At 68.1% G+C, this 25,177-nt stretch carries 23 protein-coding genes, 3 tRNA genes and 1 pseudogene; 16 read left to right on the forward strand and 11 right to left on the reverse strand.

Annotated elements, in window-relative coordinates; translation table 11 throughout:
• The 10 genes from PSR88_RS18660 (at position 1) to PSR88_RS18705 (ending at position 8,827) form a co-directional block, all read left to right on the forward strand.
• Positions 1-375, forward strand: coding sequence for a DUF742 domain-containing protein (locus PSR88_RS18660; protein ID WP_016884710.1), 375 nt, complete (start codon positions 1-3; stop codon positions 373-375).
• 13 nt (positions 376-388) lie between these two features.
• Positions 389-940 (forward strand): GTP-binding protein, encoded by a 552-nt coding sequence (locus PSR88_RS18665; protein ID WP_029539742.1) that lies wholly within the window; start codon positions 389-391, stop codon positions 938-940.
• An 11-nt stretch (positions 941-951) separates the two neighbouring features.
• On the forward strand, positions 952-1,794 hold the full coding sequence (locus PSR88_RS18670) for an MHYT domain-containing protein (RefSeq protein ID WP_016884708.1): 843 nt from the start codon (positions 952-954) through the stop codon (positions 1,792-1,794).
• A 151-nt stretch (positions 1,795-1,945) separates the two neighbouring features.
• Entirely contained in the window at positions 1,946-4,468 is a 2,523-nt protein-coding gene (gene gyrA / locus PSR88_RS18675) for a DNA gyrase subunit A (protein ID WP_016884707.1), read from the forward strand.
• Positions 4,468-5,871: a DUF3566 domain-containing protein gene (locus tag PSR88_RS18680; RefSeq protein WP_011596268.1), complete on the forward strand. Its 1,404-nt coding sequence runs from the start codon at positions 4,468-4,470 to the stop codon at positions 5,869-5,871. The genes gyrA and PSR88_RS18680 overlap by 1 nt, the downstream gene beginning before the upstream one ends.
• Before the next feature lie 131 nt (positions 5,872-6,002).
• Positions 6,003-6,076: transfer RNA gene (locus PSR88_RS18685), tRNA-Ile, on the forward strand.
• Between the two features lie 120 nt (positions 6,077-6,196).
• Positions 6,197-6,269 (forward strand) — tRNA-Ala (locus PSR88_RS18690).
• A gap of 92 nt (positions 6,270-6,361) precedes the next feature.
• Positions 6,362-7,195: a siderophore-interacting protein gene (locus PSR88_RS18695; protein WP_016884706.1), complete on the forward strand. Its 834-nt coding sequence runs from the start codon at positions 6,362-6,364 to the stop codon at positions 7,193-7,195.
• A gap of 19 nt (positions 7,196-7,214) precedes the next feature.
• Complete coding sequence (locus PSR88_RS18700; RefSeq protein ID WP_009476761.1) at positions 7,215-7,805, forward strand: chorismate mutase; 591 nt, start codon at positions 7,215-7,217, stop codon at positions 7,803-7,805.
• 50 nt (positions 7,806-7,855) lie between these two features.
• Positions 7,856-8,827 carry a helix-turn-helix domain-containing protein gene (locus PSR88_RS18705; RefSeq protein ID WP_016884705.1) on the forward strand — a complete coding sequence of 324 codons (972 nt, stop codon included), beginning with the start codon at positions 7,856-7,858 and terminating at the stop codon, positions 8,825-8,827.
• Here PSR88_RS18705 and PSR88_RS18710 read toward each other — a convergent pair.
• Positions 8,817-9,281, reverse strand: a complete 465-nt coding sequence (locus PSR88_RS18710) for a hypothetical protein (RefSeq protein ID WP_009476763.1) — start codon at positions 9,279-9,281, stop codon at positions 8,817-8,819. The genes PSR88_RS18705 and PSR88_RS18710 overlap by 11 nt on opposite strands.
• A gap of 190 nt (positions 9,282-9,471) precedes the next feature.
• Here PSR88_RS18710 and PSR88_RS18715 point away from each other — a divergent pair.
• Positions 9,472-10,471 (forward strand): annotated as a pseudogene (locus PSR88_RS18715) (alpha/beta-hydrolase family protein); the annotation flags it as partial.
• 16 nt (positions 10,472-10,487) lie between these two features.
• Here PSR88_RS18715 and PSR88_RS18720 read toward each other — a convergent pair.
• Positions 10,488-11,048, reverse strand: a complete 561-nt coding sequence (locus PSR88_RS18720) for a hypothetical protein (RefSeq protein WP_011596273.1) — start codon at positions 11,046-11,048, stop codon at positions 10,488-10,490.
• A 100-nt stretch (positions 11,049-11,148) separates the two neighbouring features.
• Between PSR88_RS18720 and PSR88_RS18725 the strand changes: the two genes are divergently transcribed.
• A complete protein-coding gene (locus PSR88_RS18725) occupies positions 11,149-11,676 on the forward strand; it encodes a peptidylprolyl isomerase (protein ID WP_029539740.1) in 528 nt (175 codons plus the stop codon).
• A 13-nt stretch (positions 11,677-11,689) separates the two neighbouring features.
• Positions 11,690-12,607 (forward strand): rhomboid family intramembrane serine protease, encoded by a 918-nt coding sequence (locus PSR88_RS18730; RefSeq protein ID WP_009476768.1) that lies wholly within the window; start codon positions 11,690-11,692, stop codon positions 12,605-12,607.
• Here the strand turns inward: PSR88_RS18730 and PSR88_RS18735 are convergent.
• Both PSR88_RS18735 and crgA read right to left on the reverse strand, forming a co-directional pair.
• The gene (locus PSR88_RS18735) at positions 12,601-13,059 is read right to left on the reverse strand and encodes a PH domain-containing protein (RefSeq protein ID WP_016884704.1); all 459 of its coding nucleotides are present in this window, start codon (positions 13,057-13,059) and stop codon (positions 12,601-12,603) included. The genes PSR88_RS18730 and PSR88_RS18735 overlap by 7 nt on opposite strands.
• 67 nt (positions 13,060-13,126) lie before the next feature.
• Positions 13,127-13,390 carry a cell division protein CrgA gene (gene crgA, locus PSR88_RS18740; protein WP_005249082.1) on the reverse strand — a complete coding sequence of 88 codons (264 nt, stop codon included), beginning with the start codon at positions 13,388-13,390 and terminating at the stop codon, positions 13,127-13,129.
• A 119-nt stretch (positions 13,391-13,509) separates the two neighbouring features.
• Between crgA and PSR88_RS18745 the strand changes: the two genes are divergently transcribed.
• On the forward strand, positions 13,510-14,211 hold the full coding sequence (locus PSR88_RS18745) for a DUF881 domain-containing protein (protein ID WP_009476770.1): 702 nt from the start codon (positions 13,510-13,512) through the stop codon (positions 14,209-14,211).
• A gap of 55 nt (positions 14,212-14,266) precedes the next feature.
• On the forward strand, positions 14,267-14,920 hold the full coding sequence (locus tag PSR88_RS18750; protein WP_011596277.1) for an aminodeoxychorismate/anthranilate synthase component II: 654 nt from the start codon (positions 14,267-14,269) through the stop codon (positions 14,918-14,920).
• Positions 14,921-14,980: 60 nt separating this feature from the next.
• On the opposite strand, the gene pknB is transcribed toward PSR88_RS18750, so the two are convergent.
• The 7 genes from pknB to PSR88_RS18785 form a co-directional block, all read right to left on the reverse strand.
• Entirely contained in the window at positions 14,981-16,900 is a 1,920-nt protein-coding gene (gene pknB / locus PSR88_RS18755) for a Stk1 family PASTA domain-containing Ser/Thr kinase (protein WP_011596278.1), read from the reverse strand.
• Positions 16,897-18,279 (reverse strand): protein kinase domain-containing protein, encoded by a 1,383-nt coding sequence (locus PSR88_RS18760; RefSeq protein ID WP_016884701.1) that lies wholly within the window; start codon positions 18,277-18,279, stop codon positions 16,897-16,899. The genes pknB and PSR88_RS18760 overlap by 4 nt, the downstream gene beginning before the upstream one ends.
• A gap of 2 nt (positions 18,280-18,281) precedes the next feature.
• Entirely contained in the window at positions 18,282-19,769 is a 1,488-nt protein-coding gene (locus tag PSR88_RS18765; RefSeq protein ID WP_011596280.1) for a penicillin-binding transpeptidase domain-containing protein, read from the reverse strand.
• Positions 19,766-21,220: an FtsW/RodA/SpoVE family cell cycle protein gene (locus PSR88_RS18770; RefSeq protein ID WP_009476773.1), complete on the reverse strand. Its 1,455-nt coding sequence runs from the start codon at positions 21,218-21,220 to the stop codon at positions 19,766-19,768. The genes PSR88_RS18765 and PSR88_RS18770 overlap by 4 nt, the downstream gene beginning before the upstream one ends.
• Positions 21,220-22,680, reverse strand: coding sequence for a PP2C family protein-serine/threonine phosphatase (locus tag PSR88_RS18775; RefSeq protein WP_016884700.1), 1,461 nt, complete (start codon positions 22,678-22,680; stop codon positions 21,220-21,222). Before PSR88_RS18775 ends, PSR88_RS18770 begins: the two co-directional genes overlap by 1 nt.
• The gene (locus tag PSR88_RS18780) at positions 22,677-23,141 is read right to left on the reverse strand and encodes an FHA domain-containing protein FhaB (RefSeq protein ID WP_005249074.1); all 465 of its coding nucleotides are present in this window, start codon (positions 23,139-23,141) and stop codon (positions 22,677-22,679) included. The genes PSR88_RS18775 and PSR88_RS18780 overlap by 4 nt, the downstream gene beginning before the upstream one ends.
• Positions 23,142-23,397: 256 nt before the next feature.
• Positions 23,398-24,702, reverse strand: a complete 1,305-nt coding sequence (locus tag PSR88_RS18785; RefSeq protein ID WP_011596283.1) for a DUF3662 and FHA domain-containing protein — start codon at positions 24,700-24,702, stop codon at positions 23,398-23,400.
• 255 nt (positions 24,703-24,957) lie between these two features.
• On the opposite strand from PSR88_RS18785, the gene PSR88_RS18790 reads away from it, so the two are divergent.
• Positions 24,958-25,043, forward strand: a tRNA-Leu gene (locus PSR88_RS18790).
• Positions 25,044-25,177: the final 134 nt, after the last annotated feature.

Below are 25,177 nucleotides of genomic sequence, written 5' to 3' on the forward strand. Positions count from 1 at the left end.
ATGCTCATGAACGACCACCACTCGGAGCAGCCGGGCCCGAACATCGTGCGCCCGTACTCGCTGACGTCGGGCCGGACCCGGCCTGCGGTCGAGCTCGCGCTCGAAGCGTTGATTCAGGCACTGCCTCAGTCGGTGGACCGGCAGTGGGAACTCGACGACGTCAACGCGGCGATCGTCGCGTTGTGTCAGCAGTCGCCTTCGGTCGCCGAGATCGCCGCCCGGGTGGGCGTCCCCCTCGGAGTGGCACGCGTCCTGGTCTCCGACCTGGTCGAGGCCGGTCATCTCCAGATCCTGGCCACCCTGAAGGAAGACTCGACCGACTCCGAACGTCGTGAACTCATCGAAAGGGTCCTCAGTGGACTTCGCGAAATCTGATCCCCGCAATCGGGTGACCTCGACCAAGATCGTGATCGCCGGCGGGTTCGGCGTCGGCAAGACCACACTGGTCGGGGCTGTCTCCGAGATCGTCCCGCTGCGCACCGAGGCGCTCGTGACCAACGCCAGCGACGGCGTCGACAACCTGGCTGCGACACCGCAGAAGGGCACGACCACCGTTGCCATGGACTTCGGTCGCATCAGCCTGGCCGACGACCTCGTGCTGTATCTGTTCGGTACCCCCGGTCAGCACCGGTTCTGGTTCATGTGGGACGACCTGATCCGCGGTGCCATCGGTGCGATCGTCCTGATCGACACCCGCCGGCTGGACGAGAGTTTCGCGGCCGTCGACTTCTTCGAGGCCCGGCAGCTGCCGTTCCTCGTCGCGATCAACGAATTCGACGACGCCCCGCGCTACCCCCTCGAGGACATCCGTGCGGCCCTCGCGATCTCCGAGGACGTGCCGATCATCCCGATCGACGCGCGTGACCGGGAATCGGCGAAACGCGCACTGGTCGCGATCACCGAATACGCACTGACCAAGCTCCACACGGCCGCGTACTGAGGATTCGAAACATGTCGGACGACTTGCAGCACTTCTCCATGGGCACGTGGATCGTCGCCCTCGCCGCGGTCACGGCGTTCATCGGCGTCTTCGTCGGTATCGCCAGCGCCCGCAAGGCGGTGACCGCGCCGAACCCGAGGCAGCGGTACCTCTGGCTGGCGTGGGGTGCGCTGTCCCTCGGCGGCATCGGCGCCTGGCTGCCGCACTACATCGCGATGGTCGGTTTCGAGGTCTACGGCAGTGTGGTGCGCTACGACGTCCTGTGGATCGCGGTCTCGTTCGTGGTGCCCGTCGCGGCCGCCGCGGTGGCGTTGCTGATCATCAGCCCGCCGCCCACGAAACACCGGCTGCCGAGCGCATCGGTGGAGATCGGCCGCCTGGCAGGCGGTGCGGTGCTCCTCGGCGTCGGCTTCACCGGAATGGACCTCGCGATCGTCGCCTCCCTCGAGATCCAGGGTTCGGTGGACTCCGACATCGTGCTGACGGCGGCGTCCGCCGTGATCGGCCTGGTCGTCGGCGCCGGAATCATGTGGTCGATCTCGGCCCTCGAGTCCCGCACGCTGCGACTCGTGGCGTCGGTGATCGTGGCGGCCGGACTGGTGGCCATGCACTACACCGGCGTGTTCGGGCTGAGCGTCACCGTCGACCCGTCCGTGGCGCGCCCGGACGGTCTCGAAGTGTTCTCGATCCTGTTCCCCGTCTTCGTGCTGGGCATGCTCGTCGTCACGATCCCGATCACCGCCCTGTTGATGGCGCCCGACCGCGTCGCCGCCGAGCTCGAACTCGAGGCCGACATGCTCGCCGCCGAATCCCTCGCCGCCGAAACCCAGGGCAGGGAGCTCGAACTCCAGTAGAACGGACGACTCCTGCGGCACCGATTCATGAGCGCACCCGAGTCCTTCACCCTCACAGCTGACCTGCACCTATAGACTCGGGTGGTTGCGCGACGTCGTGCAGGACCGCGAGTCCGCGAGGAGACGTCAAGCCGAGTAGAAGAAGGAGCTCATGACTGACACAACGTTGCCGCCGGAGGGACCGGGGCACGACCGCATCGAGCCCGTCGACATTCAGCAGGAGATGCAGAGCAGCTACATCGATTACGCGATGAGCGTGATCGTGGGCCGGGCGCTGCCCGACGTGCGCGACGGCCTCAAGCCGGTGCACCGCCGCGTTCTGTACGCGATGTACGACAACGGTTACCGGCCCGATCGCGGTTATGTGAAGTCTGCGCGACCGGTCGCCGAGACGATGGGTAACTACCACCCCCACGGTGACGCCTCGATCTACGACACGCTCGTGCGCATGGCCCAGCCGTGGTCGCTGCGGTACCCGCTCGTCGACGGCCAGGGCAACTTCGGTTCCCGCGGCAACGACGGCGCCGCCGCGATGCGATACACCGAGTGCCGGCTCACCCCGCTGGCCATGGAAATGCTGCGTGAGATCGACCACGAGACGGTTGATTTCACCCCGAACTACGACGGTCGTACACAGGAACCGTCAGTTCTCCCCAGCCGTATCCCCAACCTGTTGATCAATGGTTCCGGCGGCATCGCCGTCGGTATGGCCACCAACATCCCGCCGCACAATCTGCGGGAGGTCGCCGAGGCCATCTACTGGGCGCTCGAGAACTGGGAAGCCGACGAGGAGTCCACCCTCACCGCGGTCATGGAACGCGTCAAGGGACCCGACTTCCCGACGCACGGCCTGATCGTGGGCGGCCAGGGCATCCACGACGCCTACACCACCGGACGCGGTTCGGTCCGCATGCGCGGTGTGGTGGAGATCGAGGAGGACGCCAAGGGGCGCACCACGATCGTCATCACCGAGCTGCCGTACCAGGTGAACCCGGACAACCTGATCACGTCGATCGCCGAGCAGGTGCGCGACGCGAAGATCGCCGGCATCTCCGACATCCACGACGAGTCCTCGGACCGCGCGGGTATGCGCATCGTCGTCACCGTCAAGCGTGACGCGGTCGCGAAGGTCGTGCTCAACAACCTGTACAAGCACACCCAGCTGCAGACCAGCTTCGGCTGCAACATGCTGTCCATCGTCGACGGCGTGCCGCGCACCCTGCGCCTCGACCAGATGATCCGGCTGTACGTCGCCCACCAGGTCGAGGTCATCCGCAGGCGCACCGAGTACCTGCTCCGCAAGGCCGAGGAACGCGCTCACATCCTGCGCGGACTGGTGAAGGCGCTCGACGCCCTCGACGAGGTCATCGCGCTGATCCGGGCGTCGCAGACCGTCGACATCGCACGGGCCGGCCTGATCGAACTCCTCACCGTCGACGAGATCCAGGCCGACGCGATCCTCGCGATGCAGCTGCGTCGTCTCGCCGCCCTCGAGCGTCAGAAGATCATCGACGAACTCGCCGAGATCGAGCGGGAGATCGCCGACCTCAAGGACATCCTCGAGAAGCCCGAGCGTCAGCGCCGGATCGTCCGCGACGAGCTGAAGGAGATCGTCGACAAGCACGGCGACGACCGCCGCACCCGCATCATCGCCGCCGACGGTGACGTGGCCGACGAGGATCTGATCGCCCGCGAGGACGTCGTCGTCACGATCACCGAGACCGGCTACGCCAAGCGCACCAAAACCGACCTGTACCGCTCGCAGAAGCGCGGCGGCAAGGGCGTGCAGGGCGCCGGACTGAAGCAGGACGACATCGTCTCGCACTTCTTCGTCAGCTCCACGCACGACTGGCTGCTGTTCTTCACCACGAAGGGCCGCGTCTACCGGGCCAAGGCGTACGAGCTGCCGGAGGCGAGCCGCACGGCCCGCGGACAGCACGTGGCCAACCTGCTCGCGTTCCAGCCCGACGAGCGCATCCAGAGCGTCATTAAGATCAAGACCTACGAGGACGCCCCCTACCTGGTTCTCGCCACCCGCAACGGTCTGGTGAAGAAGTCCAAGCTCACCGACTTCGACTCGAACCGCAGCGGCGGCATCGTCGCCATCAACCTGCGCGGCGAGGACGAACTGGTCGGCGCGGTGCTCTGCTCCTCCGACGACGACCTGCTGCTCGTCTCCGCGCAGGGGCAGTCGATCCGCTTCTCCGCAACCGACGAGGCGCTGCGTCCGATGGGCCGCGCCACGTCCGGTGTCCAGGGCATGCGATTCAACGGCGACGACGAACTGCTGTCGCTGAACGTCGTGCGCGAAGGCACCTATCTGCTGGTGGCGACGTCGGGTGGCTACTCGAAGCGCACCGGTATGGAGGATTACCCGGTCCAGGGTCGCGGCGGAAAGGGTGTACTCACGATTCAATACGACAAGAAACGTGGCACCCTGGTCGGAGCGCTCATCGTGAACGACGACGACGAGCTCTACGCGATCACGTCGGGCGGTGGCGTCATCCGCACCGCCGCCAAGCAGGTCCGCAAGGCCGGTCGGCAGACCAAGGGCGTTCGGTTGATGAACCTCGGGGAAGGCGACACCCTGCTCGCGATCGCGCGCAATGCCGACGAACCCGACGAACCCGACGACAACGCCGAGAGCAGCGGCAAAGGAGCTAAGGAGTCCTAGTGAGCACTCCCAACCAGCCAGGCAGTGACCGGCAGAACCCGGGTTCCGCCAATCAGGCGAAAACCGAGCAGCAGGCCTCCCGCACTCCCGAGAACGGGTCGGCGCGACCGAACCCGCAGCAGGGTTCCGCGCCGCAGGGGCCGCAGGCGTCCGCCGGTCGTGGTCCCGCTCAGGCGGGGCCGGCTGCCCGGCCGGGCGGTGCTCCCGACGCGAGACCGGATCGGCAGGCTCCGGCCGATCCGGCCCGGTCTCCGTCGACGCCCCAGCATCAGGGTCCGCGCACGCAGACCCCGCAGGGGCGGTCCGTGCCGCCGCAGCAGGGTCACGCTCCGAATCAGCAGGCTCCCGGGCATCAGGGTCCGCCGCAGCAGGCGCCCGGCAACCGGGCTCCCGCGGGTGGCGCTCCCACCGAGGGTGCGCAGTCCATTCGGGGGAACCAGGCTCCGCCGTGGCAGCGGGGAATGCAGCGGGAGCCGCAGACCAACCTGAAGCGGCCCGTGCAGGGCGGGGCCGGTGCCAAGCAGGCTCCGCGTCCGGAGGGTCAGCCGAACGCGTCCAATGGCGCGGGCACAGCGGCTGCAGCGGGTGCCGCGGCAGCGAAGGCTCCCGGTGGCCAGGACGTTCAGAAGCCGCAGACCGCTCCGACGCAGAAGACGCAGGCACAGGGTCAGCGACCCCAGGGAGCGCAGAACGCGGGTGCTCCCACCCAGGCCGTGCCCACCCAGAAGGCGCCCGCACAGAACCCGTCGGCGCCGGCGAAGGGCCAGCCCGCGCCCAAGCAGGGTTCCGATCGCACACCGTCCTCGACGGCGGCCACGGCAGCGGTCGGTGCGGTGTCCGGCGCAGCCGCGGCCGGTGCCGTGACGCAGCGGGAAGCCGCGAAGGCGAAGGCATCCGCAATCGACGGACCCACCCGGCACATCAACCGGGACGTGCTCCCCAAGGACATGCCGGACCTGTCCGAGGCCAAGCACCCCCTGCCCGGGACGGCGGCCACGGGTCAGCAGCCGAAGATCGCCGTGGCGCCGCAGCGGGTCGAGGAGGGTGAGGCGCTCCGGGCGACGGTGCAGGTCCGCAAGATCGATCCCTGGTCGACGCTGAAGATCTCGTCCGTCATCTCGGTGTCGCTGTTCTTCGTGTGGATGGTGGCCGTCGGTCTGCTGTACGTCGTCCTGGACGGGATGGGCGTGTGGGACCGGCTGAACAACGCGTTCACCGATATCGTCGCGGAGTCGAGCTCTGACGGGCTCGTGACGGCCGGGCAGGTCTTCGGATACGCCGCCGTCATCGGTCTCGCGAACATGGTGTTGTTCACCGCGCTGGCGACGATCGGCGCGTTCATCTACAACCTGTGTTCGGACCTCGTCGGGGGCGTCGAAGTGACGCTCGCCGACCGGGACTGAACGCGGAAAACGACGGGGGCTGAGCTGGGAAAAGAGCGTCTCGCCGGACCGGTTTTGGTAGTTGCCGGTCCGGTGGGGTAATCTTCCGACTCGGTTCAGGGAACTGCGCGAGATGAGTTTCCAGACTTCAGGGGCCTATAGCTCAGGCGGTTAGAGCGCTTCGCTGATAACGAAGAGGTCGGAGGTTCAAGTCCTCCTAGGCCCACTCCTGGTGCCGGTGAAAGGTCATTCGCATGAAGGTCCTCCTGTTTGTGGGAGCCGGAGTGCTGGTGGCGATCGGACTGTCCAAGTTGCTCCGCGGCAACGAGGTGTGGCACGAGGTAACGGGGCCTTAGCTCAGTTGGTAGAGCGCTGCCTTTGCAAGGCAGATGTCAGGAGTTCGAATCTCCTAGGCTCCACAGGTACGAATACAGAACGGTGTGCCCCGGACTCGGAAGAGTCCGGGGCACACTGCTGTGCGGACCAGAGTGTGTGAGGTTACCCTTACTTTATGACCGCACTCGACCCCGGAGCCCGTGAACGCCTCGACCCGCACAGCCGCGTCGTATCCCACCACCGGACCGGTAAGGGAACCGCACGCATCGGCTACCCGATCGGAGTCCGCACGGTCACGGTCCGTACACGCGAGTACGTCACCCCCCGCATGGTGCGCCTGACGATCGGGGGCCCCGGACTCGACGGATTCCACACCTATCAGGCCGACGATCACGTGAAGATCGTGTTCCCCGATCCCGACGGCACCCGCCGCGTGCCCGTCGTGAACGACGCGATGATGCTCGACTGGCCGCGACCGCTCCCGACCACGCGGAAATACACCGTCCGCCGCTACGACGCCGACGCCCGCGAACTGGACCTGGACTTCGTGCTGCACGACGGCGGGCTCGCGTCCTCCTGGGCGACGACGGTCGCGATCGGCGACGAGGTGACCATCGCCGGACCGCCCGGCGCCAAGGCATTCGCCCACAACTTCGACCACTACGTCTTCGCGGTCGATTCCACCGCGCTGCCGGCGGTCGCGCGGTGGCTCGACGAGTCCCCGGCCGACGCCTCGGCGCACGTGGTGATCGAGACCGACGACGACGTCGAGCACGGATATCCGCTGGCCGAGCGCGAGCACGTGGACGTGACGTGGCTCGTTCGCGACGGCAGCGAGTCCGCCCTGGCGTCGACGGTGCAGTCGCTCGCGCTGCCCGATCGCCGCCCCTTCCTGTTCGCGGCAGGCGAGGCGAATGACATCAAGCCGTTGCGCGCGTGGAGCCGGGACCGGATGGATTCGCTGTTCACCGGGTACTGGAAACGCGGAGTCGCCGGGCTGGACGACTGACCGGCCCTACACTCGCACCATGACCACGGTCCGGCCCGCACTCGCCCGCCGCACTGCGGTCGCCGCGGTGATGCTCGCGATGTCGACGGCAGGCGGTACCGCGCCAGCGAGCGCGCACACCCGGCCACTGGAACCGATCGCCCTGGCGGTCTCGCTGCGCCTCGCGACGGCCGACACGGTGGCGGCGGCCAAGTGGGGCACGCCGTCACCGATCGACGATCCCGCGCGCGAGGCACAGGTCCTGGGTGCGGTCGCCGCGCAGGCGGCCGACGAGGGCCTGAGCGCGGGGCGGGTGCAGCAGATCTTCCGGGACCAGATCGAGGCCAACAAGGAGGTGCAGCGCGCCCTCTTCGGCTGGTGGAGCGTCGCACCCGGCGCGGCGCCGACCGTCCGGCCCGACCTGACGCAGGTTCGTCCCGTGATCGACCGCCAGAACACGGACATTCTGCTGCAGCTGCGCGAACAGGAGGCCGTGCTCGCCGGTCCCGGCTGTGTGCCCGCTCTCGTCGATGCCGCGGTCGCGGTGGCTGCCGAACAGCGTCTCGACCCATTGCATCAGGCCACGCTGGCGCGTGCGCTCGTGTCGATCTGCGGGCCGGTCCGCGAATGATTGGCCGTTTCGACATGGTCCGGCAAGATGTTGCCATTTAGACTGGGGGCATGATCTCCAAGGTCGCCACGCTCCTCCTCGACCGTGTCTCGATGTTCGAGTTCGGGGTGGTCTGTGAAGTGTTCGGAATCGACCGCACCGAACACGGGGTTCCGCCGTTCGACTTCCGGATCTGCGGGATCCGTCCGGGCGAACCGCTCGCGTCGATCACGCCGGGACTGACGCTGTCCGCCGACCACGGACTGGACTCCCTGCGCGACGCCGATCTCGTCGTGGTCCCGCCGCCGGGGGCGCAGTCCGACTTCCCGGTGAAGGCGCTCGACGCGGTGCGCGGCGCCGCGGATGCCGGGGCCATCGTCCTCAGTCTGTGCTCGGGTGTCTTCCTGCTCGGTGAGGCCGGACTACTGGACGGGCGCAAGTGCACCACGCACTGGGAGTACGTCGAGGAACTGGCCACCCGGTTCCCGACCGCGACCGTCGACCCCGACGTCCTGTTCGTCGACGAGGGCAACCTCGTCACCAGTGCGGGTACCGCGGCCGGCATCGACGCCTGCCTGCACGTGGTGCGTCGGGAACTCGGTTCCACCGTCGCCAACACGATCGCCCGCAGGATGGTCGTGCCGCCGCAGCGCGACGGGGGACAGCGCCAGTTCATCGAGCAGCCGGTGGTCGCGTGCACGTCGGACAGCCTGAGCGAGACGATGGCGTGGATGAGCGAAAACCTCGAGTTGCCGCACACGATCGACGAGCTCGCGGCCCGCTCGTCCATGTCGACGCGCACGTTCGCCCGCAAGTTCGCGGCCGAGACGGGCACCACCCCCGTGAAGTGGCTGACGACGCAGCGAGTCCTGTACGCGCAGCAGCTGCTCGAGGGCACCGACCTCGGTCTCGAGGCGATCTCGAGACGCAGCGGATTCGGGTCCGGCGCACTTCTGCGCCATCACTTCAACCGAGTGGTCGGCGTCGCGCCCGCCGACTATCGGCGCCGGTTCGGCTGCAACACGGCCGAACTCACGCGATAAACGTGCCGATGGCGGGGTTCGCCTGGCAGATCGGGCTGCTGCCGAAGTTGATCGATCCGAACGCCGTCGCCACCACGTTCCCGACGCCGGTGTTCACCGTCGCCGACAGGAAGGGGTAGACGCCGCCGAGGTTCACGATCCCCGAACGGCCGCTGTCGGTGTTGACCCAGGCAACGGTGACCTGCGCGGCCGCCGGTATCGGCGGCGCGGCGGGGCGGGACTCGAAACGGATGTCGCCGTCGGCGAGGGGCGGTGACGCCTCCGGCCCGGACTGTCCGGTGAGCGCCGTCAACGACATCAGGCTGCCCTGGTTCGGACATCCGATGGTCAGGGCCGGTCCGCCGAACGGGTGGGGCGGATCGGCGCCGGCGGGGCCGGCCGTCAGCAGAGCCGTGGCGGCGGCGATCGGAAACGTGACGACGGCGATGCGGTGGACGATACGTCTGGCGGTCATGTCTGCTCCTCGGAACGGATCCTCGCGCTGGTGCGCATCTGCCTGCGGGATACCCCTGGTACAAGCCGTGAAACGAAGACAGGACACCAGGAGGGTTGTTTACCCAGGATTCGCAGATGCCGGAGACCGCACCGTCCGTCCCCTCCCGATTGTGGGACACGTCCGTGCGGTACGCGCGGTCGCTCCACCCCGTCGGATCGGGTGGTGGACCCTGCTCGGCGCCGCCGTCATCCTCGTTCCGACCTTCCTGGTGCTGGGGTCGTGGTGGCAGCAGATCGTCCGCGATCTGGTCGGTGCCGATCGCGCGAACCGCACCTATTACCTGCTGATCCTCGTGATCTCGTTCGCCGTCGCGGCACTGCTGCTGGCCGCGGGCAGAGGACTCCGCACTGTCGCGCGGCCACTCACCGCCGTCGGATTGCGCTACGTCCCCGCACCGATCGCGAAAATCGCGAGTGTCGTCGTGCTCGTCGCCGTCCTGTTCTTCGTCGTCAACGGCGCCCTCCACGCGGCCCTGCTCGCCCTCGCCAACGGCAGCCTCGCCGTCGCCGACCACGACACGGCCTCAGGCGTCACCCAGCCCACCGCGCCGGAACGGTCGGGCTCACCGGACCCGGCGGAACCGTGGGATTCACTGGGCAAGGAGGGGCGCACGTTCGTCGCCGCTCACGCCGATCCGCGCGTACGCGGGCCACTCCGCGGGCACCGTCGAGGAGGTCGCGCATCACGTGGTGGCCGAACTGAAACGCACCGGCGCCTACGACCGCGCTGTTCTGGCCGTCGCCACGACGACCGGTCGCGGCTGGGTCAACCAGGACGTCGCGTCCTCGCTCGAGTACCTGAGCGACGGCGACACCGCCATCGCGTCGATGCAGTACTCGTTCCTCCCGAGCCCACTCGCGTTCATCGCCGACCGGGAGACACCGATGGTGGCAGGCAGGGCGCTGCTCGAGGCCGTCTACGCCGAATGGGCTGCGTTGCCGCAGGAGTCGCAGCCGAAACTGGTGGTGTTCGGCGAGAGCCTCGGTTCGTACGGGGGACAGGTCGCGTTCGCCGGCGGCCAGGACATGCTGGCCCGCGTCGACGGCGCGCTGTGGGTGGGGACGCCCAACTTCACCGAACAGTGGACCCGGATCACCGAGAACCGCGACCCCGGGTCGTTCCAGCGAATCCCGGTGATCGAGGACGGCACTGAGCGAGCGCGCGCTACTGGCCGGGGAGTGACGGATCGGTTGGCGTGAGAGGCTTCGTCGCCGTGGGCGGTGTGGGCTGCTGCGTGTCCGCACTGTCGAGGTCGCGCAGGTTCGGGGGAGCGGATGCGACGCGCGGCTGCTCGCGGCGACGGCTCCTGACGAACACCGCGCCCCCGGCGACGGCGGCGCCGAGCAGGACGACGATCGCGATGCGACGGCCCTTCCGCGACTTCTTCTCCTCGACCGGTGCTACGGCCGAGGTCAGGGGACGAACGACATCCTGGGCGACCTTCTTCACCGGCACGGTCCGGGCGCGTTCGTAGCCCTTCTTGGCCAGTGAGGCCCCCTGACGGCCGAGGAACACACCGAGCTGGCCGGCACCGCGGGCCGTCGCGATTGCCGCCGAGCGTGCGTAGCGCCGCGCCTGATCGACAGCCTCGGATTCTTTGACGCGGGAAGCCGAATCCTCGACGTGGGCCAGAGCGGTCTCGACTCGTTCGGACACCTGCTCCTGCAGGGTCTCGGCGCGTTCGGTCGGAAGCAGATTCGTGAGGGACTTCGTCGCTCGTGTCATGTCCCCACTTTGTCACAAGAACCGGGAGCACGAACCGATCCGAAGTACTCGAGTCACCGCGGCGGAACCACACGGCACCCCACAATGGCAACATGGTGGTGTGACTTCACCTCATCAGACCGCAACCGCAACGCTGCACACCAACCGCGGCGACATCAAGATCGCGCTGTTCGGCAACCACGCGCCCAAGACCGTCGAGAACTTCGTCGGCCTCGCCGACGGTTCGAAGGACTACAGCACCGCCAACGCCGGTGGCACCGACTCCGGACCGTTCTATGACGGCGCCATCTTCCACCGCGTCATCGACGGATTCATGATCCAGGGCGGTGACCCCACGGGCACCGGCGCCGGCGGCCCGGGCTACAAGTTCGGCGACGAGTTCCACCCGGAACTGCAGTTCGACCGCGCGTACATCCTGGCCATGGCGAACGCCGGCCCGGGAACCAACGGTTCGCAGTTCTTCATCACCACCGGCCCGACGCCGCACCTCAACCGTCGCCACACCATCTTCGGTGAGGTCGTCGACGAGGAATCGAAGAAGGTCGTCGACGCCATCTCGACCACCGCCACCGATCGCGCGGACCGTCCGCTCGAGCCGGTCGTGATCAACAGCGTCACCATCGCGTAGGGAACGGCAGCACATGACCAACCCCGGCTGGGGCGGTGCCGCGAACGAGGGCACTCCGCCCCAGCCGCGGTGCGTCCGCCACCCCGATCGCCCCACTGCGCTGTCGTGCAATCGGTGCGGTCGTCCCGCGTGCCCCGAATGCCTGCGCGAAGCGGCCGTCGGCTACCAGTGTGTCGATTGCGTCGCCGCCGGACGGCGGGACGTCCGCCCGGTCCGTAACGTCGCCGGTGCCGTGACCACACAGCGTCCGACACCGCTGGTGACGTACATCCTGATGGCCGCGAACGTCGGCATCTTCCTGATCACCGCGGCGCAGTCCCGCAGCATCATGCAGAACCAGGCCGGGTCGAAGCTCTTTGCGGACTGGGCGCTGTTCCCACCCGCTGTCGTGGACGGGCAGATCGTCCGCGTGCTGGGCAGCGGATTCCTCCACTTCGGCATCATCCACCTGGCCGTCAACATGTTCGCGCTGTGGGTGATCGGCCGCGACACCGAACTGGTCCTCGGGCGTGCCCGCTACGCCTGCGTGTACTTCGCGTCGCTGCTCGGCGGTTCCGCCGCGGTGATGCTGTTCCAACTCGGCGCGGTCACCGCGGGTGCGTCGGGTGCCGTCTTCGGGCTGATGGGCGCCCAGGCCGTCATCCTCCTGCGTCTGCGACGCAGCCCCGCACCGGTCATCTCGGTGATCGCCATCAACGTGATCATCAGCATCACGATCCCCGGCATCTCACTGTGGGGGCATCTCGGCGGCCTGGTCGCCGGAGCCGCAGCCACCGCGGGAATCCTCTACGGGCCCCAACTGCTGGGCGTCGGGAACAACCGGGAGAAGGCCGTCACCGTCGGCTGGGTCTGCCTCGGCGTCGTGATGCTGGTGCCGCTCGCCGTCATCGCGATCCGCACCCTGCAGCTGCGCGCGAGCTTCGGCTACTGACCCCGGCCCACCAGACGGTGCACCGCGAGCGCATCGAACACGTCCTCCGGATTGGTGCCGAGATCCCACCGGCCGAAGATCATGAGTCGTTCGGTGCCGTCCTCGGTGCGGACGTCGATCTCGAGCATCGGCACCCGGCGGCCCAGCCGGGGATAGCGGACGAGCCGCGCGCGTTCGATCTCCGACCGGGCATACGCGTGGCGGCCGCTCAGCCGGTTCACCACGATCCCGCCGCCTTCCTTGTCGACGGCGAGGCGCGGGCGTTGCCGGAGCGCGGACGCGGCGGTCAGCAGCAGCCCGAGGGCGGCGACGCACACGAGGACACGGCCCGCCGGCTCGGTCGACACCGAAAGTCCCGCGACCCCCAACGCGACTCCGCCCGCGGCGAGAGCGATCACCGCGGCGAGGGGCGTCGACCACTCCAGCGGTGCCTCGTCAGCAGACATCAGCACTCGACCTGCGGCTATCCACAGGGGTTGTCCACATTGGGGATGAATGACATCGGTGTAATTGTGATGGTCAACGCCAGCGCATCGTCATGATCAGACCGACCACCATGAAGCCGAATCCGATGAGGAAGTTGTAGGCACCGAGGTTGTTCATCCACTCGAGCTGGTCGGCGGCCAGGTAGTAGACGAGCAGCCACACCAGGCCCACCAGCATGAACCCGAGCATCACCGAGACGTACAGGGTGCTCGAGGGGCCGGCCTTCACCTTCACCGGGGTGCGGCTCGCAGGGTTGATCGTGTAATCGGTCTTCTTTCGGACCTTCGACTTCGGCATGACGTCCTCGTTCGTGCGGCTCAACAGGAATGTGGGCAGGTAGATTCGGAAATACCTGCGTGTGTACACGCTAACGTAGCCGTGATTCGCGCGGCGAGGACGAGGGGACGGAAACACCGGTGACCAGGTCGATCTTCTGGCGGATCGCGGTGCTGGTGGTGTGTCTCGTGGCCGGTCTGCTGGTGGCAACCACCCGTCAGGTGTCGCACGGCAACGAGATCCGCGCCGGCGATTCCACCCGACTGTCCGACCTCGTGCGCAACGCCCAGTCCGAGACCGACCAGGTGGCCGAGACCCGCGACCGGCTGGCGGCGCAGGTCGAATCGCTGCAGCAGGACGCCGCCGCGTCCGACAGCGGTGTCGCGCAGGCGCTCGCCGACAGCAAGGCGCTCGCCACGGATGCCGGACTCACACCGATGACCGGTCCCGGCGTCACCGTCACACTCACCGACGCACCCCGCGACGCGGACGGCAAGTACCCCGTCGACGCGTCGCCGGACGATCTCGTCGTCCACCAGCAGGACGTCCAGAGTGTGCTGAACGCACTGTGGGTGGGCGGTGCCGAGGCGATCAGCATGCAGGACCAGCGGATCGTGAACACGTCGGCGCCGCGCTGTATCGGCAACACCCTGCTGCTGCACGGTCGCACATACAGCCCGCCCTATGTGATGTCGGCGATCGGGGACCCCGCGCGACTGGAGGCGGCGCTCGCCAACGAACCCGGAATCCGGGTATTCAAGCAGTACGCGACGCGGTTCGGCCTCGGCTACTCGGAGGCGGCGTCCGGCCAATTGTCCGTGCCCGGTTACGCGGGGCACTGAGCCCGAACCGTCCCCGGCCGTGCAGGGTGCGAGGCGGGCAGAATACCCTGCTTCCATGAGGATTCTCGTCGTCGACAACTACGACAGCTTCGTGTTCAACCTGGTCCAGTACCTCGGACAGCTGGGAACGCGGGCCGTGGTCTGGCGCAACGACGATCCGAACCTCACCGGGCCCGACGCCGTCGCGGCGGCGGCGGCCGAGTTCGACGGCATTCTGCTGAGCCCGGGCCCGGGCACACCGCAGCGGGCAGGCGCGACGATGGACCTGGTCACGGCGTGTGCCGCCGCCAGGACGCCGCTCCTCGGGGTGTGCCTCGGACACCAGGCGATCGGGGCCGCGTTCGGCGCCACCGTCGACCGGGCACCCGAACTCCTGCACGGCAAGACCAGCGTCGTCCACCACACCGGCGGGGGCGTTCTCACGGGTCTGCCCGACCCGTTCACCGCCACCCGCTACCACTCACTGACCGTCCTGGAAGACACCATCCCGGACGAACTCGAGGTCACCGCCCACACCGACAGCGGCATCGTGATGGCGATGCGGCACCGGGAACTGCCGATCCACGGCGTCCAGTTCCACCCGGAGTCCGTGCTCACCGAGGGCGGGCACCGCATGCTCGCCAACTGGCTCACCGTCTGCGGCGAAGCCCCGAAGGAATCCCTCGTCGCCACCCTCGAGACCGAGGTCGCGCAAGCATTGGGCGCGTAGCGCCCGTGAGTGGTTGACGAGTCCAGAGACTCCTCAACCACGCACGGGTGGCGGAGCCGCCTACCGCGGGATGCCCAGCGCGCCGACACCGACGGAGACGACACCGTTCTTGGTGATCTCCGATCCCGGCGGCTGTTCCTGGCTGATGATCTTGCCGACCATCTCCGGGTCCAGGGTGGACGTCTGCGTCTGATTCAGCGAGCTCGACGACCCGCTCCAGCCGGCGCTGCGCAGTTCGGCGAGCGCCTGCGACACGGTCTTGCCCGTCAGGTCCGGCATCTCGATGTTGTTGCCGTTCGACACCCGGATCTGGATGGTGTCACCCTTGGCTGCGGTGGAGCCGCCGACGGGATCGGTGGAGACGACCTGGCCCTTCGGCGCACCGGAGTCGATGTTCTGGATCTGCGCCTTGAAACCGGCGCCCTCGATGTTCGCCTGCGCGACCTCGACCTTCTGACCGGTCACGTCGGGGATGCGGATCTGCTCCGGCCCGGTGCCCAGCGTGACGGCGACTTCGGAGTCGAGGGAGATGCTCGCCCCGGAGGACGGGTTCTGGTCGATCACCTTGTCGACGTCGGATACGTCGGACGGTGCGCGTGCGACAGCGGTGTCGAGCCGCAGTCCCACCGCGTTCAGCTCCTGCTGGGCTTCCTGCTGGGTGAGGCCGGCGAGCCGCGGGACCTTCACCTGTTCGGGGCCCGACGACACCTCGAGGGTGATGGTGCTGCCCTCGTCCACCTGTACGCCGCCGACGGGCCGGGTGGTGATGACATTGCCGGTCGCCACGACGGCGTCCGGTTTCTGTTGCCGGGCGACGCGGAAACCGAGGTTCTGCAGTGTTGTCTCGGCGTCGTCCGCGGCCTGGTTCGTGACGTCCGGCATGGTCACCTGATCGGCCTTCGAACCCGGTCCCACGGACCACAGGAACGCGCCGACGACGCCGACGACGATGAGGGCGCCCAGCGCCATCAGCGCCACCCGCATCGGGTTCTTCTTCTTGTCGGGCTCGCCGCCGTCCGTCTTCGACGCGGTGGCCGGGGTCGGCGACTGCTGGCGCCGGTAGTTCCCCGCGCCGGTGTCGACGGCACCGAGGATCGTGGTGCGGTCCTCGTCGCTCATGACCATAGGCGCGCTGGGGCGCTGCCCGCCGAGCACCCGGACCAGGTCGCTTCGCATGTCCGCGGCGGTCTGGTAGCGGTTGGCGGGGTTCTTGCTCATCGCCTTGAGGATCACCGAGTCGAGCTCACGCGGAATGTCCGGGTTGACCGCGGACGGTGTCTGCGGGTCCTCCCGCACGTGCTGGTACGCGACCGCGACCGGGGAGTCACCCTTGAACGGGGGTTCGCCGGTGAGGATCTCGAACAGCACGCACCCGAGGGAGTACACGTCGGAGCGGGCGTCGACCTGCTCGCCGCGGGCCTGCTCGGGCGACAGGTACTGGGCGGTGCCGATGACGGCGGCCGTCTGCGTCATGGGGCTGGACGCGTCGGAGATCGCTCGCGCGATGCCGAAGTCCATCACCTTCACCGCACCCGCACGGTTGATCATCACGTTGGCGGGTTTCACGTCGCGGTGCACGATGCCGTTGCGGTGGCTGAAGTCGAGCGCCGCGCACACGTCCGAGATGACTTCCATCGCGCGGCGCGGTGCCATCGGGCCCTCGCTGCGCACGATGTCCCGCAACGTGTCGCCGTCGACGTACTCCATCACGATGTACGGCAGCGGTCCCGCTTCGGTTTCCGCCTCGCCGGTGTCGTAGACGGCCACGATCGCCGGATGGTTCAGCGCCGCCGCGTTCTGCGCCTCGCGGCGGAACCGGAGGTAGAACGTGGGGTCGCGGGCCAGGTCGGCGCGCAGGACCTTGATCGCGACGTCACGGCTGAGTCGGACGTCGCGGGCGAGGTGGACCTCGGACATGCCACCGAAGCCGAGAATCTCACCCAGCTCGTAGCGTGAGGAGAGGTTGCGCGGTGTCGTCATGGCAGTCCTTGTGGGGTCGGAGTAGTTGACTCCTCCGACGTGGTCGTCGTGGTCGTCGTCGTGGGTGCGGTGGTGGTCGTGGTGGTAGTCGTCGTCGGCTCTGTCGTCGTCGTGGTCGGCGGCTGGGTGGTGGTCGTCGTGAACGGCTGGGTGGTGGTCGTCGTGTACGTCGGCTCGGTGGTGTACGTCTGTTCCTCGGTCGTCGTGGTGGTCGTCGGCCGCGGTGTCGTCGTGATCGTCCGCAGCGACGACGTAATCGCCGGCGACGTCGGTTCCTTCGTGTCACCACCGTCGAACAGGACGAGCGCGAGCCCGATGATCGCCGCCAGCAGGAGCAGACCGCCCGCACCCCAGGCCACGGCCTTCTGGCCGCTGGTCAGTCCGCCCTTCTTGCCGCCACCGTTCGAGTCGTCCGGCGGCACCTGCCCGGTGACCGGTCCCGCGTATGCGGTCTGCGAGGGCGGCATCATCTGGGTTGCACCGGTCATCGGCGGGGGCAGCACCCGCGCCGCCCCGGTACCCGACACGCCGGGCGGCGGGGGACGCCTGCCCGCCCGGACCGCCGCGACCGCGTCGGCGAACTCTCCGCCACTGGCGTAACGGGTGCTCGGATCCTTCGCGATCGTGATGTCGATGAGTTCGCGGATGTTGGGCGGCAGGTCGCTCGGCAGCGGTGCCGGCGCCTCCTGCACGTGCTTCATCGCGACGGTGATGGCGCCGTCGCCGACGAACGGGCGACGTCCGGACAGCGCCTCGTAGCCGACGATGCCGAGGGAGTACACGTCGCTCGCCGCGGTCGCGTCCTGTCCGAGCGCCTGCTCGGGGGCGATGTACTGCGCGGTGCCCATCACCATGCCGGTCCGCGTGATCGGCGAGTTCTCCACGGCCTTCGCGATGCCGAAGTCGGTGATCTTCACCTGGCCGGTGGGGGTGATCAGGATGTTGCCGGGCTTCACGTCGCGGTGCACCACGCCGGCGTCGTGCGCCACCTGCAGCGCCCGGCCGGTCTGCTCGAGCATGTCCAGGGCGTGCGGCACCGCGAGACGGCCCACCCGGGAGAGGACGGCGTTGAGCGGCTCACCGTTGACGAGTTCCATCACCAGGTAGGCGGTGGAATCGCCGGTGGCGTCGCGGACCTCGCCGTAGTCGTAGATTCCGGCGATACCGGAATGGTTCAGCTGCGCGGTGGTACGCGCCTCGAAACGGAAACGTTCGACGAACTCCGGGTCGGATGAGAACTCGGACTTCAGTACTTTCACCGCGACACGACGGTTGAGCCGGTTGTCCGTCGCTTCCCAGACCTGTCCCATTCCGCCCGTGGCGATGAGCCGGATCAGGCGGTATCGATTGGCGATCAGCGCGCCGTTGTTCAGTGCCACAATCAGCCCCCTTGTAGTCCGGCTGCGATGACGGCACGGCCGATAGGTGCAGCCACCGAGCCGCCGGTTGCGGCCAGTGCACGATCTCCGCCGTCCTCGACGATGACCGCGATGGCCACGGTCGGGTTCTGGGCGGGTGCGAATCCGATGTACCAGGCGTGGGGCGGGGTGTTCCGAGGGTCGGTCCCGTGCTCGGCGGTGCCCGTCTTGGACGCGATCTGGACGCCCGGGATCTTGCCTTCGCCGCTGGTGTTGTTCTCGGAACCGATCATCAGGTCGGTCAGGGTGGCCGCCACCTGGGACGACATCGCCTGGCCTTCGGACACCGGGTTGGTGGTCGCGAGGTTGGACAGGTCCGGCCCCTGCAGTTCGGACACCAGTTGCGGTTGCATCCGCACGCCACCGTTGGCGACGGTAGCCGCGATCATCGCGTTCTGCAGCGGAGTGAGCGCGACGTCACGCTGGCCGATACTGCTCTGGCCGAGTGCGGCGTCGTCGGGGATCGACCCGATCGTGCTGTCCGCGACGGGGAACGGGACGCCGGGCATCTGCCCACCGATGCCGAGCGCGCTGGACTGGTCGCTGACGGCGTCGGTGCCGGTCTTCACACCGAGTTCGACGAACGCCGTGTTGCAGGACCGCGCGAACGCCTCACGCAGCGACGCGGTGGGGGCGCCGCCACACGTGGAGCCGTTGTAGTTCTCGAGCGTCGTCGACGTGCCGGGAAGGGTGATCTGCGGGGCCGCGGTCAGCTGGGTGTCGGGGGTGGTTCCGGCGGCGAGCGCGGCGGCGGTCACCACCACCTTGAACGTGGAGCCGGGCGGGTACGTCTGCGACACCGCGCGGTTGATCAGCGGCTTCTCCGGGTCGGCGTTCAGGGCCTCCCACGCCTGGGTGGTCTCGGTGCCGTCGTGGCTGGCGAGCGAGTTGGGGTCGTAGCTCGGGGTGCTGACCATCGTGAGGATGCGTCCGGTGCTCGGTTCGATCGCGACGACCGAACCGGTGTAACCCTTCGCCGTCAGCTGGTCGTACGCCACCTGCTGCATGACCGGGTTGATGGTGGTCACCACGTTGCCGCCGCGCGGGTCGCGCCCGGACACCAGGTCGAAGAAGCGGCGTCCGAACAGCCGGTTGTCGGAACCGTTGAGGACCGGGTCCTCGGACCGCTCCAGACCGGTGCTGCCGTACTGCATCGAGTAGAAACCGGTGACCGGTGCGTTGGCCAGCGGGCTGGACGGTGCCGCCGGGTTCGGCGGGTAGGTGCGCAGGTACTTGTAGCGGTCGTCGGTCGGGACGGACGCCGCGAGCACCTGGCCGGCCGCCGAGATCTGGCCGCGCTGACGCGAGTACTCGTCGAGCAGCACGCGCGAGTTCCGCGGATCGGCCCGCAGGTTGTCCGCCTTGATGACCTGGACGTAGGTGGCGTTGGCGAGGAGGGCGACCACCATCACCATGACGGCGATCGCGACGCGACGCAGAGGTGTGTTCATGAGCGCGGCACCATCTCGGTCGGGGCGTCGGCGATGGGTGCGGGGCCCTTCTTCTTCGGGACGGCCGGCTCACGGGCGGCGTCGGAGATCTTGATCAGGATCGCGAGGAGGAGATAGTTGGCGAGCAGCGACGACCCACCGTAGGACATGAACGGCGTCGTCAGACCGGTGAGGGGGATCAGCTTGGTGACGCCGCCGACCACCACGAACACCTGCACGGCGATCGTGAACGACAGACCGGCCGCGAGGAGCTTGCCGAAGCTGTCGCGGACGGCCAGCGCGGTGCGCAGACCGCGGATGACGAGGATCAGGAACAGCATCAGGACGGCTGCGAGCCCGATCAGACCGAGCTCCTCACCGATCGTGGCGACGATGAAGTCGGTCTTCGCGAACGGCACCTGGGCGGGTCGTCCGCTGCCGAGTCCCGTTCCGGCCACGCCTCCGGTCGCGAGCCCGAACAGCGACTGCGAGATCTGGTAACCGGTGTTGTTGTAGTCGGCCAGCGGATCGAGCCAGGTGCTGACGCGGACCCGGACGTGGCCGAACAGCTGGTAGGCGAAGAAGAAGCCGATTCCGAGAAGCCCGACGCCGATCAGCAGCCACCCGACGCGCTCGGTGGCGATGTAGAGCATCACCAGCACGGTGCTGAACAGCAGCAGCGACGTGCCGAGGTCCTTCTCCAGGACCAGCACACCCACCGACACCATCCACGCGACGAGGATGGGGCCGAGGTCGCGGGCGCGGGGGAGGTCGATGCCGAACACGTGCTTGCCTGCGGTGGTGAACAGGTCGCGCTTCGCGACCAGCACCGACGCGAAGAAGATGATCAGGAGGATCTTCGCGAACTCACCGGGCTGAATGCTGAAGCCGGGGAGGCGGATCCAGATCTTCGCGCCGTTCACCTCGGAGAAGCTGGACGGCAGGATCGCCGGGATGGCGAGGAACACCAGTCCGGCCAGGCCCAGCGTGTAGCTGTAGCGGGCCAGGAGGCGGTAGTCCTTGAGCAGCACCAGCACGGCAACGAAACCGGCGATGGCCAGCGTCGTCCACAGCACCTGCTGGTTGGCGTCCGGCGACGGGACGGGCAACCCGAAGTAGGCGGCGGACTGTGCGTCGGCGAGGTCGAGTCGGTGGATCAGCACCAGTCCGAGGCCGTTGAGCAGCGCGACGATCGGCAGGATCAGGGGGTCGGCGTACGGCGCGAACCGGCGCACCGCGAGATGCGCGATCAGAAACAGCGCCGAGTAGGCGGCGGCGTACTTGGCGAGGTCCCAGGTGATGCTCTGTTCCTGGCTGGCCTCGACCAGCACCAGCGAGATCGTCGTGATCAGGATCGCGAAACCGATCAGGATCAGCTCGGTGCCCCGGCGCGTCGACTGGACGGGGGCTGGCGCGAACCCGCCGGGGGGACTGGGAAACTGCGCCCCCGGTGATGCACTTGCGACCGACATCAGCTAGCCGTCCTGCAGTTCTGACCGGGAACCTGGGTCACGGTCGGCGCCGGGGTGGCGGTCGGAGTCGGGGGTGTGGCAGGCGCCGGAGCGGGCGGTACCTCCGCCGGGGGAACAGGCGCGGGCGGCGGCGTGGTCTCCGGGACGGGAGCCGGAGTCGGTGCCGGAGTGGTCGTGGTGGTGGACGACTCCGACTCGCAGACCGGGAGCAGATCGTTCTGGGCGAGCCGCGTCATCTGGTTGCGGACGTCGTCGAGCTTGCCCGAGGGCAGCCCGGCACGCACCTGCTCGCGGGCGGACGGCTGGAGGTCGTCGACCTCGAGGATGGTGCACCCGTTGGGTGATTCGGTCGGCGACATCAACGTCAGGTCGCCGGCATCGCTCACACAGCCGACGAGATTCGCTTCCTGCAGCGAGTAACCCAGCACCGAGCCGGGAACTCCGCGCAGCACGGTGACGCGTTCGCCGTCGGCGCCGACGTAGTAGTTGTTGCGGACCAGAGCCCGCCCCACGAAGGCAGCGACGGCGACCACGACGATCAGACCGAGCGCGAGCGCAGCCCACCACATGCGGTGACGCTTCTTCTTCGTCGGCGGTTCCTCGACCTGCGGGACGACCCGCTTCGGGGTGGCCCGCGGCGGACGCATCGCGGCGGCGCGACCCGCGGCCGTGTTGGGCGGCGGTGTGTCCTCTTCGTCGTCGGCGGAGGCCGCACCGGCGACGATGGGGTGGCTCTGCCCGTAGTCGAGGTCGATGACGTCGGCGACGACGACCGTCACGTTGTCCGGGCCGCCGCTGCGCAGGGCGAGTTCGATGAGCCTGTCGGCGCACTCGTCCTGCGAGCCCTCACGCATCGTGTTCTCGATGGTCTCGTCGCTGACCACGTCCGACAGTCCGTCGGAGCACAGCAGGTAACGGTCGCCTGCGCGCGCCTCGCGGACCGTCAGCGTCGGCTCGATCTCGTTGCCGGTGAGGGCGCGCATGATCAGCGACCGCTGCGGGTGGGTGTGCGCCTGCTCGGCGGTGATCCGTCCCTCGTCGACGAGGGACTGCACGAACGTGTCGTCCCGGGTGATCTGCGCGAGGGAGTCGTCGCGGAGCAGGTAGGCGCGGGAGTCGCCGATGTGGACCAGCCCGAGCTTGTTGCCGGAGAACAGGATTGCGGTGAGCGTGGTGCCCATGCCGTCGAGTTCGGGGTCCTCCTCGACGTGGTCGGCGATGGAGTCGTTGCCCTCCCGGGTGGCGGCCTCGAGCTTGCCGAGAAGGTCTTCGCCGGGCTCGTCGTCGTCGAGATGCGCGAGGGCCGCGATCATCAACTGCGACGCGACCTCACCGGCCGCGTGACCGCCCATGCCGTCCGCGAGCGCCAGCAGGCGGGCACCGGCGTAGACGGAATCTTCGTTGTTGGAACGGACGAGGCCACGGTCACTGCGGGCGGCATAGCGGAGGACGAGGGTCACGGGCGCAACTCGATTACCGTTTTGCCGACCCGTACAGGGGTACCGAGCGGCACGCGGACAGATGTGGTGACCTTGGCGCGATCCAGGTACGTGCCGTTGGTCGAGCCGAGGTCTTCGACGTACCAGTCGGCGCCTCGCGGGGAGAGCCGAGCGTGGCGGGTGGAGGCGTAGTCGTCGGTGAGGACGAGGGTGGAGTCGTCGGCCCGGCCGATGAGGACGGGCTGGGTGCCGAGGGTGATGCGGGTGCCGGCGAGGCCGCCCTGCGTCACCACCAGATACTTGGCCGTCTTGGTCTTACCCAGCGACGGCAGGACGTTGCCGCTGCGCGAATATCGGGGCGGCACACGGACGCCGGATCCCGCGTAGATGTCGCCGCGCAACGCCCGCAGAACGGTCCACACGAAAAGCCACAGCAGAAGCAGGAAACCTGCTCGTGTGAGTTGCAGAATCAAACCTTGCACGGCAGTCCACCTCCTTCTGTGGCGGGAACGTTCGAGGTTCCAGCGTCTTTTTCTCGCAGCATCATATGGGCAACCCGCACCCTGGGATCAGGATACGGACAGCCCACAACGATACGGAGTCCCCACCGTGTTACGTCCGACACGGGCTCCGACGCGATGTCGGTCGAGTATCGAAGCCGTCTCGGTTGGGTCTCGGTGAGGCAGTTCGGGGTCGGGTATCGGCGGAACCTACTCGGAGTCCTAACTCGGTGGTGCCTCAGAGGATTCGGACCAGAATCTCCGAATGACCCGCCCGAATGATGTCTCCGTCGGCCAGCTGCCAGTCCTGCACGGGGGCACCGTTGACGGTGGTGCCGTTGGTGGAGCCGAGGTCGGACAGCATCGCGACCTGGCCGTCCCAGCGAATGTCGATGTGGCGGCGCGACACACCGGTGTCGGGCAGGCGGAACTGTGCCTCCTGGCCGCGGCCGATGATGTTGTTGCCCTCACGAAGCTGGAAGTGGCGTCCGCTGCCGTCCTCGAGCTGCAGCGTGGCCGTGAACGTGTGGCCGTCGGGCGCGTAGGCCTGCTGCCCGTAGCCGCCCTGGTCGTAGTCGGCGTAGCCCTGCTGGTCGTACGCCTGCTGGTCGTAGCCACCCTGCTGGTAGCCGCCGCGGTCGTAACCCTGGTCGTAGCCCTGCGGCTGCTGGTACCCGGCCTCGGCGTAGGAACCGTCCGGGTAGCGGGCGGGAGCCCCCTGCTGGTCGTACGCCTGCGGGTCGTAACCCTGCTGGTAGCCACCCTGCTGGTAGTCGTAGCCGGCGTCCGCGGGCTGCTCGTAGCCGGGAGCCTGCGCACCCTGGTCGTACGCCTGGCCGTACGCGGCATCCTGGGGGTACCCGCCGCGCTGGTCGTCGGGGTACTGCTGCTGGTCGTAGCCGCCCTGCTGGTAGCCGCCGCGGTCGTAACCGTTCTGGTAGCCCTGCGGGTACCGCTGGTCCTGACCTGCATGGGCATGACCGTTGCGCGCGTACTGCGGGTCGGGATTGCGGTTGCCCGCTGGTTCGCGGCTGGGGTCGTAGCCTGAGTTCTGCGTCATGGGGCCAGCTCCTGGATTCGACGTGACGGGTACAAACGGTGCCTGTGGTCGCGGTGCGGGACCGCGTGGCGGTTCGGGTCGCCCCGGCGTGGCCGCACCTGGGCGGCCGGCATCCGGATCCACCGAACCCCGGGTGCGGAACTGCCCGGTGTGCAGTGAAGGCGACGGTTCGAACGCGACATGAATGGGACCATACGTCTGCCAGCCCTGGTCGCGAATGAAGTCTTCGAGGTGTCGGGCGAAGGCCTTGACCGTCAAGTCTCTGTCGGCGGCAAGTTCTTCGTGATCCGAGTTGTTGATGGCGATGACATAGCTGTTCGGCGCGAGCAGGTGCCCGCCGTCCAACTGCTGGATTCGGTCGGAGGCTTCCTGCTGAAGCGCGGCCTCCACCTCCTGCGGCACCACGCCGCCGCCGAAGACCCGGGCGAACGCGTCACCCACGGCTCCCTGGAGCTTCCGCTCGAAACGTTGAACTATCCCCATCGGAACCTCCTCACGGTGCCTGGCTGTCGGGTCTTCTGTCCTCGGTGCGTGGTGGCTGTGACGAGACATGTCCGTGTCGCGCCACCGCCGTGCGCGTATCCCACGGTACTGTCATTGCCTCGGGCCACGACACGGGTCTACGCCATTGCATGATATCGGTCTTTGTCTGGACGGGTGTTTTTGTAGCCTTTTCGGGCCCTGACCTGTACGAATCGTAATTTCTGGCAACCTCGTGTTAATGTTTCCGGGTCGCTCGGGCGAGTGGCGGAATGGCAGACGCGCTGGCTTCAGGTGCCAGTGTCCTTCGGGACGTGGGGGTTCAAGTCCCCCTTCGCCCACCACAAGCGATTCTTCGGAATCGCGACATCGAGGCCACGAACTCCACGAGTTCGTGGCCTTCGTGTTTTCCCACAAGGAGTGTGGGGTGGTGTATCCCCACCCCAGGGTGGCTACCGGGCGCCCCGTCGCAGCCCGA

Origin of the sequence: Rhodococcus sp. DK176, from assembly GCF_038447315.2 — a bacterium.
GTDB lineage: Bacteria > Actinomycetota > Actinomycetes > Mycobacteriales > Mycobacteriaceae > Rhodococcus_F > Rhodococcus_F jostii_A.

Coding starts and splice junctions, on each gene's coding strand:
- PSR88_RS18660 (WP_016884710.1), top strand. CDS start 1: ATGCTCATGAACGACCACCACTCGGAGCAGCCGGGCCCGAACATCGTG.
- PSR88_RS18765 (WP_011596280.1), bottom strand. CDS start 19,769: ATGAACACACCTCTGCGTCGCGTCGCGATCGCCGTCATGGTGATGGTG.
- pknB (WP_011596278.1), bottom strand. CDS start 16,900: ATGACGACACCGCGCAACCTCTCCTCACGCTACGAGCTGGGTGAGATT.
- gyrA (WP_016884707.1), top strand. CDS start 1,946: ATGACTGACACAACGTTGCCGCCGGAGGGACCGGGGCACGACCGCATC.
- PSR88_RS18695 (WP_016884706.1), top strand. CDS start 6,362: ATGACCGCACTCGACCCCGGAGCCCGTGAACGCCTCGACCCGCACAGC.
- PSR88_RS18750 (WP_011596277.1), top strand. CDS start 14,267: ATGAGGATTCTCGTCGTCGACAACTACGACAGCTTCGTGTTCAACCTG.
- crgA (WP_005249082.1), bottom strand. CDS start 13,390: ATGCCGAAGTCGAAGGTCCGAAAGAAGACCGATTACACGATCAACCCT.
- PSR88_RS18700 (WP_009476761.1), top strand. CDS start 7,215: ATGACCACGGTCCGGCCCGCACTCGCCCGCCGCACTGCGGTCGCCGCG.
- PSR88_RS18710 (WP_009476763.1), bottom strand. CDS start 9,281: ATGACCGCCAGACGTATCGTCCACCGCATCGCCGTCGTCACGTTTCCG.
- PSR88_RS18785 (WP_011596283.1), bottom strand. CDS start 24,702: ATGGGGATAGTTCAACGTTTCGAGCGGAAGCTCCAGGGAGCCGTGGGT.
- PSR88_RS18730 (WP_009476768.1), top strand. CDS start 11,690: ATGACCAACCCCGGCTGGGGCGGTGCCGCGAACGAGGGCACTCCGCCC.
- PSR88_RS18720 (WP_011596273.1), bottom strand. CDS start 11,048: ATGACACGAGCGACGAAGTCCCTCACGAATCTGCTTCCGACCGAACGC.
- PSR88_RS18705 (WP_016884705.1), top strand. CDS start 7,856: ATGATCTCCAAGGTCGCCACGCTCCTCCTCGACCGTGTCTCGATGTTC.
- PSR88_RS18670 (WP_016884708.1), top strand. CDS start 952: ATGTCGGACGACTTGCAGCACTTCTCCATGGGCACGTGGATCGTCGCC.
- PSR88_RS18770 (WP_009476773.1), bottom strand. CDS start 21,220: ATGTCGGTCGCAAGTGCATCACCGGGGGCGCAGTTTCCCAGTCCCCCC.